The sequence below is a fragment of the Desulfoconvexum algidum genome (assembly GCF_055382125.1).
Map to the genome: position 1 here is coordinate 3,096,633 of NZ_AP042394.1, position 12,643 is coordinate 3,109,275.

Sequence of the window (12,643 nt, forward strand, 5' to 3'; positions counted from 1 at the left end):
ATGAATTTTTTATTATTTCCCTGTTTTTGTGCAAAACAACCCGTTGTTGTGGAAATAATTTGTGATTTAATCCATTGTTTCATACCATTTGACTTTGCCGGATATAGCCGATATAAAGCTAACGGATTGAATGAAAACCAAACTCACATATGCCCAGCCTGACCCCCATGGGATTGAAAAACTTTCACGAGAGATTGACTGTCATCTTGTTATCGCTTCTCTGCTTTATGGCCGGGGGATTAAAACCCCCGAGGCAGCACGCTTTTTTTTAGACCCTACCTTTGAACGATTAAAAGATCCCTTTTGTCTGATGGATATGGACAAGGCGGTTGAACGAATCCACACCGCAGTTTTCAACCGAGAAAAGATTCTCATCTTTGGGGATTTTGATGCTGACGGGGTGACAGCCACTTCACTTTTACATGATTTTTTGACCCATGTGGATGCCGATGTGACCTGGTATATTCCCCATCGGATAAAGGAAGGGTACAGCCTTCACCCCCCCCACATCGACATGGCGGTTCAACTGTCGGTTGATTTGATTATCACCGTGGATTGTGGAGTGGGTTCCATTGACGCGGTTAAAGTTGCCAGGGCTGAAGATATTGATGTCATCATCACCGATCACCATGAACCCGGAAAATCTCTTCCCCAGGCACTTGCAGTAATCAACCCTAAAAGAAAGGATTGTTCTTCGGGCCTTGATTACCTTGCCGGCGTGGGCGTTGCCTTTTACCTGGTCATGGCCCTTAGAAAATATTTCAGGGAAAAAAATGTTTGGAAAGAGATTGAAGAACCTAATCTTTTAAGGTATCTGGATTTGTTTGCCATGGGTACCATCGGGGATATGGTTCCTTTGATTGATGATAATAGGGTCTTGTGCATGGCAGGCTTAAAACAAATGCAGCTGGGAAAAAGGCCGGGAATTCTCTCCCTTTCCAGGGTCTGTCGAATCGACCCTAAACACATGGATTCAGATGATATCTCCTTTAAGCTGGTGCCCAGGATAAATGCGGCCGGCAGGATATCCCATGCCAGAATTTGTGTCAGCCATTTGACGTCTGTAAACCTATATGAGGCACAAACAACGGCCACCCTTCTGGATGAACTTAATCTTAAACGCCAGCAGATTGAACGGGAAATTGTCTTGAATATTGAACACCGTATCGCAAGGGATCCTTCTCTTCTGGACAATCATTTGCTCTTGTTATGCGATTCAAGATGGAATCCATCGGTCCTGGGCATTGCGGCATCCAGGCTTTCCCGAAAATATGTTTGTCCGGTGGTGCTGCTGTCCCATTCAAAAGAAATGGCAATGGGATCCTGTAGAAGCATTAACACCATCAATATCCACCAGGCACTTGTGGAAAATGGTCATTTACTTGAAAGATTCGGAGGTCATACCATGGCAGCCGGCCTGACCCTTAAACGAGAGAATCTTGAAAAGCTAAAATCGGGCATCACCCGTTATTTAAAAGACCAATACAATGAGGATGACTTTTTAAAAACCCTTACAATTGATGCCATACTTGATATTAAAGATATCACCTTTGACCTGGCACAGGCCATTAACCGACTTCGGCCCTTTGGAATGGCAAACCCGGAACCTGTATTCTCGTGCAAACGTGTTCGGGTGATTTCTTCTATTATCATTGGCAACCTCCACCGCAAAATGATATTGGAAAGTGCTGATTGCCCTTCCGGCCATTGCGTTGAGGCCTTTCACTTTAATATTGGGGATACAAAAAATTTGCCGGAATATTATGCTCAAATCGTTTTTAAGCTCAAAATCAACAAATTCAAACCCGGCACAACTCAAATAATTATCGAAGACTTTTAGATTTTAACTTGAAAAAATGCCGGATTTTATACTATAATACCAACTTAACATTTAATGATTTTTTTTGTTTACTTTAAGGACAAATCAATGGCCAAAATTTTTTATAACGGAAACAGGGAAGCCAAGCTTCTTTCGAAAATCGAATCCTCAAAAGAACGGGAAAGAATCAAAACCATCAATGCCATCCGGGACAACATTGAAACCTTCAGCTCTAAAGTTTCCATGAAACTCATTGAATCAGGCCTCATTGAAACCGTCAGCAAATCCAGTATCGAAAACCAGATTGTCCGGTGTTTAGACACCCTATGCAAGTCCGAGGATTTTGATATCGATTATATGGTCGCCCCCTTTAGAACCCTTATCTCCAACCCCAACATAGCCAGTCTTTATTTAACCGCCTTTGTGGTGGAAAAACTGCTGAATCACAAGGATGTTGTTGATGTGTATGGCAGTGATGAAGATATCTACTTTTGTATCCAAAAGGAATTGACGGCTCTCATGGCAGGCGTATAACTCGTTTTATTTATGAATATGGGGATGTTTTCCATGTTTGTGGATATGTTCATGGCGGTGGACATGGATCTCGTCATCGGTTAAAATTTTGCCCTTATCCATTGAATAAACTTTGTCTGTCACAGCGTTGAGAAAGTCAAATTCATGGGAAATCACAAAATAGGTAATGTCCAAATGGTTTAAGATATGGATTAATTTTTTTTTAACCGCCGCGTCCAACCCGGCTGTGGGTTCATCCAGCAGCAAAATTGCAGGAGACATGGCCAGAACAGCCGCCAGGGCCACCAATCTTTTTTGCCCCCCGCTTAACCGATGGGTCACACTTTGTTCAAATTCTTCAAGACCCAGATTTTTAAGGATTTTTCTGGAGACATCGATGGCCTGTTGCCGGGAATATCCCAGGTTCAGGGGACCAAAAGCCACATCATCTAAAACCGTGGGACAAAATAACTGATCATCGGAATCCTGGAATAAAAGCCCCACCCTGGAACGGATACGGGTAAAATCCTTTTCCGTTTCCATTGGGTTGCCCAACACCTCTATACACCCTGTTTCAGGCTTACAAAGCCCCATAATGGTGTGCAGCAATGTTGTTTTGCCACTGCCGTTGGGTGCCATCATTCCGATCCTGTCTCCTTGCTTTATATCCAGGTTGAGGCAATTCAATACCTTATTTTCCGACCCGGGATAGGCAAATGATATATTTGTGAGCTTGATAATGCTGGCAGTATCTGCAGGGGGGGTGCTGTCAATTATAGTCGTATTGGGTTGAGCCGTATTGGGCTGAGTCTTCGTGGGCGTAGTCATCATTAAATCCAAGTTAGTTCTATTAGGACAAGCCCTGCGGCTAACAAAATCATTGCCCATAAAAATGGATAGTTTAATCCATTGGCCGGGTAGAAGTCAAGGGTATGAAATTTTTCTTGAAACCCGCGGCAGCGCATGGCCTGGTAGACCCGTTTTGCCCTCAAAGAGGCCCTGACAAAGAGCATGCCCGCAAGATAGGCATAGGTTTTATAAGAATGCAAATTGGTTCCCGGTTTAAAACCTCGAAATTTTGCTGCTCTGAGCAATCGCGTGTATTCTCCTTGAATCACGGCAATATACCGATAGGTCATGAGCATTAAAAATACCAGTTTGTCCGGCACTTTGAGCTGATGAAGACCGGATCCAAGAGAGGCGATGGGCATGGTGGCAACCAATGAGGAAAACATAAGCAGGATGGCAATGGACTTGAGGGTGATTTTGGCGCTGAGCAAAATTCCCTGGGAGGAGACCTGCAGCCACCCATACTCAAATACAATGTTTCCTTCAAATGTCAGGGGAAGAAAAATCCAGATCATCAACAGAAACCAGAACAAAGGAGACAGCCTTTTTCCCAAGGCCTTTATCGGCAGCCGCGCCAACCCGGTCACCCCAAGGGCAATGATAAGATAGCCAAGGGCAATGATAAGATTATCACACAATGCCGTAGCAATGGAAAGAAAACAAGCGGCCAGAATCCGAATTTTAGGGTCCAGTCTGTGGATATGGGAGTTGCCGTCTGACAGGGTATTTTCAAGCATTATGCCCCTTTGTCTTTCTTCGTTTAATCCAGGATGCTAAAAATGCCAATCCAAAAATCAGGGCAATTCCTGCTGCAATCCTGGCCAGGGAAGGATTTTTTTCAAGGGATTGTTTTTGAGCCATCTTTTTTTCGATGTTTTCAGGGGTGGGTTCCGCACCCAACTCATCCTTTGAGATAGTCCAATGACCCAAGTGTCCGGGGCCGGCATTCATCTCAATCACCAGATCCGAATCCAGATTTTTGGGAAGCGCAAAGGAATAGGTGCCCTGGGCGTCGGTGATTCCCTGGTGAACCAGCACTTTGTTTAGACCTGTTACCTTGATCACACAATTTTTGGCCGGTTGATCGGATCCGAAACTGCCCTCCACGTGTATTCGCCCCTGTTCCACCCAGGCAAATACAATAACTTTGTGGGCCAGGGCAGATGTACTGGACATCATAAGAACCAGGGCAATATAGGGTATTATTTTTCTCATTTATTTTCCATCTTTATGTATTGGTAATATTTCCGGATACACTTTTAACAAAAAAGTAACACAAAATCCGGTGATGATCCCCTCAATTACCATCACCGGCAGGTGGGCGGAAATGATGGCAATACAGGTTTTTAAAAAATTTTGGTCGGTAAACCACAGGGCCATCCCCAGGAGAAAACAAGAAAATACAATTGAAAAAAAACCGGCAGAAAAACCGGCAATAAAGGTCAGTCGTTCAGATTTACCCACCATGGGTAAAAATAAATAATGCACCAAAACAGCTGGCAGAGCCATGATCACGGTATTAACACCCAGGGCGGTTAATCCGCCATATTGAAAAAACAAAGACTGCAGCAACAGGGCTGTCAGGATGGCAGGAAAGGCTGCCATCCCCAACAAAAGCCCCACTACGCCATTTAAAATCAAATGCACGCTCACAGGACCGATATTGACATGGATCAATGAGGCAACAAAAAAAGCAGATGCCAGAATTGCCACGTGAACCATCTGGTCATAATTAATTTTTTTCAACCCGATGGTTGTACCCACAATGGTAATGACTGCACCGGCTGCCAATACCTGTCCAGATAAAACACCTTCAGAAATATGCATAATTTTATTTTTCCTGCCACGCTTCAAACTTTACCCAGATAACTGCCCCAAGCTCTATATCCTTTTTTTCACCATTGTGCATCATTTTTTTATCCGATGTGTTCAAGGCTGCAAAGCCCCACCACCCACAAACAGGTGCGCAATAGGAGAAAACTCCGTTTTGGTCGGCCTTTACGGTCTGGGTGACCATATAATCGGTGGGGGCAACAGCTGTTTTATGCTCATTGTAAAATTCTACTTCAACCTCGGCATATGGAACGACTTTTCCATCCAGCTTAACAATCCCCTGGAAAAGATTTCCTGCATACAAGCCAAAGGGCTTGGACAAGGGGATTATCTCTGTTTTTAACCCGAGTTCTTCATCCCAACCCGTATCACCTCCAAAGGCCGCTACAATGGTTTTTGTGGTGTGAACGATATAACAATCTTCAGCAGGTTCCCAATAGGCTGCAGGCTCCATGACAAAGGCATAGGCCCCGGGTCTTTTAACCAAATAATCCAGTGTCCACCCGGGTTTGTCCATAACGCTCAAGGGCGAAAGATTGCCGGTAAGATCTTGTTTTTTTCCGTCCTTTACCACATAAAAAGCCTTTGGTGACGAAAGTTCCATGCCGATCCCTTCAAAGGGGTGAGAAAAGGAAAGGGACAATTGTATCGTTCGGTTATCCTCCTGCATGATCATATTGTCCGAAGGAATCACCATCCCGTAATGGGCGAAACAATTGTTTGTGAAAAGAAATACCAGGGCAACCGTCAATAGGGCTGTATTCATCCGTTTAAATTTCATTTGTTCTCCTTTTAAAAGCAAAAAACCACAAAGGTTAAGACAAAAAAATGTACATGTTAACCTTCGTGGTTTTATTGATATCTTATTTTTTAATCCAGGTCCCGTCGGCATTCTGAAAGAATTCACCGGGGATAGCCCTTTGGGCAAGGGTAATGGCCCGCCGCTTTTCCACCAGATCAAGGGAGGTATTCTGCTGTTTTGCGATATGGGTGTAGATAGTTTTTCTGTCTTTGTTTTCATCTGATACAAGGGCCTTCTGACTCGTTTGCTCTGTGACAAAGGCAAGATATCCTTGATTGTTTTCCCCCACAATCCCCTGGGCTTTTAACGCAACAATGGCGGGCAGGCGCTGTTTCATCCGTTCTTTAATCCCGTCGGCCGTACAAGTTCCAATCGTTATCAATAGCCCCAAAAGAACCAGTACATTTACAACGAGTATTTTTTTATAGTTCATTTTTCCTCCTAATCTTGTTTTATTTTATCTTCAGCAGCGTCAATATCATTGAAAAAATTATCCAGGGCCCTGTCTACTTTTACATTTACATCAATGGTGATGTGAATGGGTTTAATCTCAACGGGCTTGAGCTCTACCTGGTGGCTGGATTGACAGCCTGCCAGGACAAACAGAACAAGAAACATCGGTGTGAGCCATAATCGTTGTGCCATACCCTCTCCTTTTATTAATTGAAAATATCATTTAGTTTATTACCAAATTTCAAGACCTGATTAAAGGGTAGTTTTAAATTCAGGTTCAGTTTAATTCCCTGGAACCTTGATCCGGGACTTGTTGCATCCACCCTGACAAAGGATCCAATCTCTTGTTGATATTCAAAAGGCAGCAGTTTGGCTGGCTTTCCATCCAGTTCTATCTTCATTTCCAGGGTATCCTCAAAGGTGTTCAGTTCAAGCTTGGCCCATTGATAGTCAAAATCTTTCAACGCCTCACGTGCCAGATCCAATTGGACAAATTCCGGTGTATCCATTGGAATACCGGCGGTGAGCGTTTTTGTGTTCTCGATCACTACCCTCCCCCCCTTTCCAGGCGTGGAGAACAAAAAACCCTTGTCAAAGGAAATATTGCCATTTGAATAGACCAGGGGGATTCTTCCGCTTAAGGTGCCTTCTCCCTCTGCATGGAAGGCGCCCATCTGTTTTAACAGGCTTGATAATTCAAGCCTGTCACAATAGAGGATCAAAGAAAGAACATTGTCTTTGCCTGGCAGGCGGATGGACTCGGTTGAGACCAAGCCGTTGCACCAGTTAAACCGAAGGTTTTCAAGATTGACAGATTTTCCATCTTCTACACTGAACCGCAACCTTGCAGTATCAAATTCAAACTGGTTGAGCTGAACCTTGTCAATGATCAGCACCTGTCCGGGGATTGATTCAGGTACCATAAGATCATTAAAATCAATGCTGCCTGCAATACCCTTGAGGGAAAGATTCATGTCCGGGAAAACGAGGTTTCCCCCGTCCATCATGACCGAGGCCCGGGATTTCACCCCATGGTGTTTATATTCAATGGTTCCCTTTGATGACACGTTTATCGAAGAATCTTCCCCCAGGGTTAATTTTGGCATTATTTTTTTTATGTGGGTCGGCATCAGCAGGAAGGGATCAATCATAAAATCGATCCTGGCAGACGGGTCCGGCCCCCAAACCTTCCCGTCAAAAACAAGATTAAAGCCGTCTAACCCCTTTATAGAGGCCTGACCCGCAAGAGTGACGCCCAAGATCTCACTTTGGGTGATACTCCCCGCAAGAGCGGCCGCAATTTTATTATCGTAGCTGATTTCATTGATCGAGAAGGACCCGGGCGTATTCTGATTTTTAAAGGGAAAGGTAAGAGGAAGTTTGGCATGGATGCCCAAAGCTGTCATTTTAAATTCAGTTGGTGCATTCTTTTTTGTGATGCCCCTTTTTCCCGAAAGCGCTCCCCCTGCGACATCTGTCGGTAACGCTTTAGAAGAAATTTCTATCCGGGGTAAATCGGTTTTTAAATCAAAGGCAAGTTTATTTGCCTTGTCTGAAAAATCGCCTTTAATCCCTGAGGTGAGCAAGAAATTTTTAACAAAAAGCCGATTGTTACCCTGGATTGCCGTGAGATGTTCACAGCCCAATAAAAAAGTTCCGGCCTGGCGAGTATAATTGCCTTTTAGTGTCAATAGAAGAGTGGAATTTTTAAAACGCATCTTCTGGGATTCACTGGTCAGAAATATTTCATTGGCTTCCCTGTTTTTGATTGTCAGGTCAAAGAAAGGAGACGTTGTTTCTTTCGGGTGGTATTTAAGAGAAAAGTCCAGCCCCAGAACGGGACGAAGGACGCCCAACAGTTCTTCTCCTTGATGGAGATCCGATCGCTGGGTTTTTTCCCGTCCAAGGGCAATATATTGATTGTCATACAAAATTTTTTCCACTGAAACAGTCCCGCCGATGGTCTCACTGTTAAAGGGAAACACAAGGGGAAACCTTGCATCTATGCCCATGGCCGATGTCTTGAACTCAGAAAGGTCTATCCTGGCATTGTTTATCCTAGTATCCAAATGAATCAAGGGATCCATTTGCTTTGTGACACCGGCCCTGCCCTTTAGTTTTAGCGTCATGATTTCTGCCTGGCCGGCGTTAGAGTGAAGTTTCATCCCGGACAAAGAGGATTGAATATCAAGATCAAGCCCCTTTCCTTTGTCTGAGAAATCCCCTTTTATTCCTGAATTGAGTGAAAAATTTTTAACTAAAAACGTTTTTTCCCCTTGGGTTGCCATGAGATTTTGACACCCCAATAAAAAGTTTCCGGTCTGGTGGGCCAGGTCTCCTTTTAATGAAAAGAAAAGATGGGGACGGTCAAAACGGATCCCCTGGGGGGACGTGACCAGGGAAATAGAATCAACGGCCTTGTTTTCGATTGTCAGATCAAAGACAGGTGAAAAATTTTCTTTTTGGGCCAGATTAAGATCAAAGCGCATCCCCAGGGCTGGTGAGAGGGACCCGGCCAGATCAAAGCCACCTTCAGCTGAAATTTTTCCGGCCTGGTTCCCCACAGAGGCGGTTAAATTTTTAATCTGTGTACCGGGTAGATTGGGAAGATCCAGTTTCACCGAAGACAGGGACAATTGCCAGTCGGCATCAATGGTTTTTAAAATATCAATATCAACAGGGCCTGAAACCCTAAAATTGTCAACCTCCGGCAAAAAGCCGGCCAGCACCTCCGGGTGAAAGGCTGTGGATTGGATTCTCACCATCTCTATACCAGAGGTTAAGTCCACTTCAATAAGGGTTTTAATGGTTTGGCCCAGGGGATAAAACCGGGCGTTCAGAACGACTTTTTTTTTCAAGGTGTCCAGGCGAGACAAAATTTCAAATGGGATTATAATTTTATCATTCACTCTTGTAATGGACAAGGCAGCATCTTTTAACACCGCCTGTTTGGGTAAAAAATCCAAAATAGAGTCCAGGTTAACCCATATGGAATCAGCCGAATTTTTATCTTTTTGGGCATCCTTATCCTTTTGGGCACTATTCTCCTTTTGGGCACTATTCTCCTTTTGGGCACTATTCTCCTTTTGGGCACTATTCTCCCCTTGGACATGATTGATGTTACCGGGGAATTTTTCTCCGTTGATATGCAATTGGTCATCAGCATCCATCTTTGCATAAAGGGTCAGTCCGGAAACGGTTATTTTTTCAAGCGCAACGTTTTTTAACCCCTTAAGGTGATATTGAAAATCTACAAGATCTGCAGACAGCATCTGCCCGACATGGATGCGGCTCACAAGGGTATGGGTCAACCCGATTTTTTCTATTTTGAATTCTATATCCGATGGGGTCAGCCCAAGGGGAAGCGTCTTAGGCAGGTGTCGCTGAATTAAGGGCTCAACAAGGGCTGTTTCAACTATAACTGGCAGGGCAAGAAACATTGCCTGTCCCATGAGCAAAAGAACCAGGAGCGCTAAACACAAATATCCCAACAAGGATTTAAATCGCATTTTTAATCTGAATGGTTAAAAACAGATCCCCCTTTTTATGGTCTGGAGTGGTTTTTCCCACACCGGCCAGACGCAGCCGTGTTCCTCGTTTAACACCGGGTGGAATCGTCACCTTGTACAGGGGATTGTAAAATCCCCTTGGAATACTAACCATTTTTTTGGTACCGGTCAACGCTTCCAAAGAAGAGACTTCCATCTGCCCGTAAAGGTCAAGACCAAGATCTCTGGAGAGGGTTTGGACAACCTGAAATTTGGGGGTCGTTTTTTTTTGGGTAAATTTATTGAGTCTCTCCCGGGTGCCGGTTTCAGGTATTAGCTGATTCAACTTTACCAGGGCAATACCGGCAAGAAATCCGCCTATATGAGCCCACCAGGCAATGCCTGCTCCTGATCCGCTGCCGGCGGCATTTAAAAACTGCATCAAAAACCAGAACCCAAGAAAAATAAAGGCGGGTATTTCAAGAATCCAGGGAATGATAATTATGGGAATCAGGGTTAGAATTTTAGATCTGGGGTACAATAAAAAATATGCCCCCATGACCCCGGCAATGGCCCCGCTTGCCCCAATGGTCGGCGCAAGGGAGGTGGGGTTTAACAGAAAATGGAAACCGCCGGAAATAAGGCCGGAGAGAAGATAAAACCCGATGAATCGCAAAGATCCGAAATGGGCTTCAATATTGTCCCCAAATATATATAAAAACCACATATTCCCTAAAAAATGCCAGAAACCACCATGAAAAAACATATAGGAGAACAAGGAAAATATTTTATTGAACAGGGAAAAATGACGGGACAAATCCCAGACGGTATATTTCCCCGGTACCAATCCATAAATATAAAAAACAGCTTGATTGTTCAACCCCAGTTGAAGTTGATATAAAAATACCAAAAGGGTTACTCCCATAATGGCATAGCAGGCAATGGGGATGCTGTTGGTGGGCTGGTTGTCCCGAAGGGGGATCATTTAATAACCTTAAGGCAATAATGGGTTTCAAAAAATTGCTTCAATGATTTTACAATCTCCATTACCCCGTCTTCTATGGTAAAGGTGATGGGATCTTTTCCCTGGCGTAATTGGTTGAAAAGTGCTTGGTTCCCGGAATCCAACCCCAGAAGAAGTTTTATATAATCCAGCCATCCAAAATAGAGAAACTGGATCTTTTCTTTAGGAAGTCTGGCAATAAATGTTTTTGTTTTAAGGGGCAGTTCCCGGGCAATCAGCTCAATGGCCTCTTGTTTGGTCTTTGGGAAGGCCTCTTTAACACAAATGTTTGGAACAAGGCCTCCTATGGTTTTTTCTTCCGGGGAATCCAGAAACATCATATACACGACAGCTTCAAGAATGGATTTTACATCAAAATAAATCCCGGGGTCAATACTTGCCCGGGGCCCTGCCACATTTAAAATCTCAATTTGATTTTCCAGGAGAAAAGAATGCAGAATAATGGCGGCTTCAAAGGAATCATTATCGGCAAGATCAATATGGCAATTGGGCTTTTGCGCCACATTTGCAAATACAAGTGTTAACTCAGATCCTTTGGTAAGCCGCCCCCTTGACAAGATGACAGTGCCCTGGGAGTCCTGGATATTTCGCTTTGTCCTATTGGGGTAATCCGCGGTGTCCATTTCCCTTAGCTGGTATTTTAGGGGCAAGGGTCCTGATTCTGTTTTTCTCCCTTTGGGAATCCAACCGCCATGGGGAATGCCTAATTTGATGGCAAGATCAATTGCTGCACGATCAGCTCCTGTCTGCCCACCTGAAATAATTTTCTTTAACATATAAAAATCCTGGGGTTTATTTAAAAATTCCTTTTTTATAATACCAGTAAAGAGTATAAGTTCAATACTATTTTAAGTTTAACCTGGGATATAGTGTCGATCAAATGAATATACCGTCCAAAGAGGAATGTTTCCGGCTAATCCATAGAATGGAGATGATGGATCATATCATTGACCACTCCATCATGGTCAGCAATGTGGCCTTGTGTCTTTGCCGGTTCCTGGGTGAAAAATTTCCCCTTAATATTGCAGAGGTCCGTTCTGCCGCCCTTCTCCACGATATCACCAAGACAAGAAGTTTTACCACAGGCGAAGTTCATTCTGAAACCGGCGGTCTACTCCTTACGGAAATGGGATATCCTGAAATTGGAGATATTATCCGCCAACATGTTATGCTGGATACCTGCTCCCTTGATGCCCCTGTATCGGAACCAGAAATTGTCAATTATGCCGATAAAAGAGTTTTACATGATCAGGTTGTTTCCCTGGAAAAACGCTTGGAATATATTCGCGTCAGATATGGATCCAAACCCGAATTCAAAGACCGGATTCAACTCATGTGGACCGAGACCGTGGCGCTTGAACAAAAGCTGTTCAAACAACTTCCCTTTGAACCGTCCCAGTTATCAGATTTGGTATTGCCCATCATTAAGAAATAATCGTAAAAAGAATAGTAAAATCAGTCTACAATATAGCATTGCACCAGATTGAACAGATCATTTATGGCAAATGGTTTTCCCAGGAAAGCGTCTGCACCGGTAAGTTCCGCTTTTTTTTCATTTTCACCCTGCCCGGACATGATAATAAAAATTTTATCAGGGGATTGGTGTTTTATCTTTGCCATGAGTTCAAATCCACCCCTATCCATATCAACATCACAAATGACCATATCGGCATCGTTGTCATCTTGAAGATATTGCCATGCCAGATCACCGGTTTCAAAGGCTAAAACTTCCCGATTCACGCAATAGCTTAACGCATTTACCATCAACTCCCGGATTTCAGAGTCATCATCCACCACCATAATTTTAACATTTTGAATAATGGATTTTACCTCCTCAAAGGATTAATGCCCCACAGGATTAA

Annotated in this window: 14 protein-coding genes; 3 read left to right on the forward strand and 11 right to left on the reverse strand. The window is 43.8% G+C overall.

What is annotated here, in order from left to right; translation table 11 throughout:
• The first annotated feature begins 130 nt into the window (after positions 1-130).
• Positions 131-1,840 (forward strand): single-stranded-DNA-specific exonuclease RecJ, encoded by a 1,710-nt coding sequence (recJ, locus tag ACZ45G_RS14360; protein WP_464179262.1) that lies wholly within the window; start codon positions 131-133, stop codon positions 1,838-1,840.
• Positions 1,841-1,927: 87 nt separating this feature from the next.
• Complete coding sequence (locus ACZ45G_RS14365) at positions 1,928-2,353, forward strand: hypothetical protein (protein ID WP_464179264.1); 426 nt, start codon at positions 1,928-1,930, stop codon at positions 2,351-2,353.
• A gap of 6 nt (positions 2,354-2,359) precedes the next feature.
• On the opposite strand, the gene ACZ45G_RS14370 is transcribed toward ACZ45G_RS14365, so the two are convergent.
• From ACZ45G_RS14370 to ACZ45G_RS14415, 10 genes are all read right to left on the reverse strand, one after another.
• On the reverse strand, positions 2,360-3,163 hold the full coding sequence (locus ACZ45G_RS14370; RefSeq protein ID WP_464179266.1) for an energy-coupling factor ABC transporter ATP-binding protein: 804 nt from the start codon (positions 3,161-3,163) through the stop codon (positions 2,360-2,362).
• Positions 3,163-3,918 (reverse strand): cobalt ECF transporter T component CbiQ, encoded by a 756-nt coding sequence (cbiQ, locus tag ACZ45G_RS14375; protein ID WP_464179268.1) that lies wholly within the window; start codon positions 3,916-3,918, stop codon positions 3,163-3,165. Before cbiQ ends, ACZ45G_RS14370 begins: the two co-directional genes overlap by 1 nt.
• Complete coding sequence (locus ACZ45G_RS14380) at positions 3,911-4,396, reverse strand: hypothetical protein (RefSeq protein WP_464179269.1); 486 nt, start codon at positions 4,394-4,396, stop codon at positions 3,911-3,913. Before ACZ45G_RS14380 ends, cbiQ begins: the two co-directional genes overlap by 8 nt.
• Entirely contained in the window at positions 4,397-5,008 is a 612-nt protein-coding gene (gene cbiM, locus ACZ45G_RS14385; protein WP_464179270.1) for a cobalt transporter CbiM, read from the reverse strand.
• 4 nt (positions 5,009-5,012) lie between these two features.
• A complete protein-coding gene (locus ACZ45G_RS14390; protein WP_464179271.1) occupies positions 5,013-5,795 on the reverse strand; it encodes a DUF4198 domain-containing protein in 783 nt (260 codons plus the stop codon).
• A gap of 82 nt (positions 5,796-5,877) precedes the next feature.
• Entirely contained in the window at positions 5,878-6,249 is a 372-nt protein-coding gene (locus ACZ45G_RS14395; protein WP_464179273.1) for a YdbL family probable chaperone protein, read from the reverse strand.
• A gap of 8 nt (positions 6,250-6,257) precedes the next feature.
• Positions 6,258-6,461, reverse strand: a complete 204-nt coding sequence (locus ACZ45G_RS14400; protein WP_464179276.1) for a YnbE family lipoprotein — start codon at positions 6,459-6,461, stop codon at positions 6,258-6,260.
• Positions 6,462-6,475: 14 nt separating this feature from the next.
• Positions 6,476-9,751 carry an intermembrane phospholipid transport protein YdbH family protein gene (locus ACZ45G_RS14405; RefSeq protein WP_464179278.1) on the reverse strand — a complete coding sequence of 1,092 codons (3,276 nt, stop codon included), beginning with the start codon at positions 9,749-9,751 and terminating at the stop codon, positions 6,476-6,478.
• A 16-nt stretch (positions 9,752-9,767) separates the two neighbouring features.
• Entirely contained in the window at positions 9,768-10,742 is a 975-nt protein-coding gene (locus ACZ45G_RS14410; RefSeq protein ID WP_464179280.1) for a rhomboid family intramembrane serine protease, read from the reverse strand.
• Positions 10,739-11,557: a putative molybdenum carrier protein gene (locus ACZ45G_RS14415; protein ID WP_464179282.1), complete on the reverse strand. Its 819-nt coding sequence runs from the start codon at positions 11,555-11,557 to the stop codon at positions 10,739-10,741. The genes ACZ45G_RS14410 and ACZ45G_RS14415 overlap by 4 nt, the downstream gene beginning before the upstream one ends.
• A 104-nt stretch (positions 11,558-11,661) precedes the next feature.
• On the opposite strand from ACZ45G_RS14415, the gene ACZ45G_RS14420 reads away from it, so the two are divergent.
• Positions 11,662-12,216, forward strand: coding sequence for an HDIG domain-containing metalloprotein (locus tag ACZ45G_RS14420; protein ID WP_464179284.1), 555 nt, complete (start codon positions 11,662-11,664; stop codon positions 12,214-12,216).
• A 20-nt stretch (positions 12,217-12,236) separates the two neighbouring features.
• Here ACZ45G_RS14420 and ACZ45G_RS14425 read toward each other — a convergent pair whose 3' ends face one another.
• On the reverse strand, positions 12,237-12,581 hold the full coding sequence (locus ACZ45G_RS14425; protein WP_464179286.1) for a response regulator: 345 nt from the start codon (positions 12,579-12,581) through the stop codon (positions 12,237-12,239).
• Positions 12,582-12,643: the final 62 nt, after the last annotated feature.

What these genes read in the sequence shown, in the direction of transcription:
- recJ (WP_464179262.1), top strand. Translation starts at nt 131, where the DNA reads ATGAAAACCAAACTCACATATGCCCAGCCTGACCCCCATGGGATTGAA.
- ACZ45G_RS14365 (WP_464179264.1), top strand. Translation starts at nt 1,928, where the DNA reads ATGGCCAAAATTTTTTATAACGGAAACAGGGAAGCCAAGCTTCTTTCG.
- ACZ45G_RS14370 (WP_464179266.1), bottom strand. Translation starts at nt 3,163, where the DNA reads ATGATGACTACGCCCACGAAGACTCAGCCCAATACGGCTCAACCCAAT.
- cbiQ (WP_464179268.1), bottom strand. Translation starts at nt 3,918, where the DNA reads ATGCTTGAAAATACCCTGTCAGACGGCAACTCCCATATCCACAGACTG.
- ACZ45G_RS14380 (WP_464179269.1), bottom strand. Translation starts at nt 4,396, where the DNA reads ATGAGAAAAATAATACCCTATATTGCCCTGGTTCTTATGATGTCCAGT.
- cbiM (WP_464179270.1), bottom strand. Translation starts at nt 5,008, where the DNA reads ATGCATATTTCTGAAGGTGTTTTATCTGGACAGGTATTGGCAGCCGGT.
- ACZ45G_RS14390 (WP_464179271.1), bottom strand. Translation starts at nt 5,795, where the DNA reads ATGAAATTTAAACGGATGAATACAGCCCTATTGACGGTTGCCCTGGTA.
- ACZ45G_RS14395 (WP_464179273.1), bottom strand. Translation starts at nt 6,249, where the DNA reads ATGAACTATAAAAAAATACTCGTTGTAAATGTACTGGTTCTTTTGGGG.
- ACZ45G_RS14400 (WP_464179276.1), bottom strand. Translation starts at nt 6,461, where the DNA reads ATGGCACAACGATTATGGCTCACACCGATGTTTCTTGTTCTGTTTGTC.
- ACZ45G_RS14410 (WP_464179280.1), bottom strand. Translation starts at nt 10,742, where the DNA reads ATGATCCCCCTTCGGGACAACCAGCCCACCAACAGCATCCCCATTGCC.
- ACZ45G_RS14415 (WP_464179282.1), bottom strand. Translation starts at nt 11,557, where the DNA reads ATGTTAAAGAAAATTATTTCAGGTGGGCAGACAGGAGCTGATCGTGCA.
- ACZ45G_RS14420 (WP_464179284.1), top strand. Translation starts at nt 11,662, where the DNA reads ATGAATATACCGTCCAAAGAGGAATGTTTCCGGCTAATCCATAGAATG.
- ACZ45G_RS14425 (WP_464179286.1), bottom strand. Translation starts at nt 12,581, where the DNA reads ATGGTGGTGGATGATGACTCTGAAATCCGGGAGTTGATGGTAAATGCG.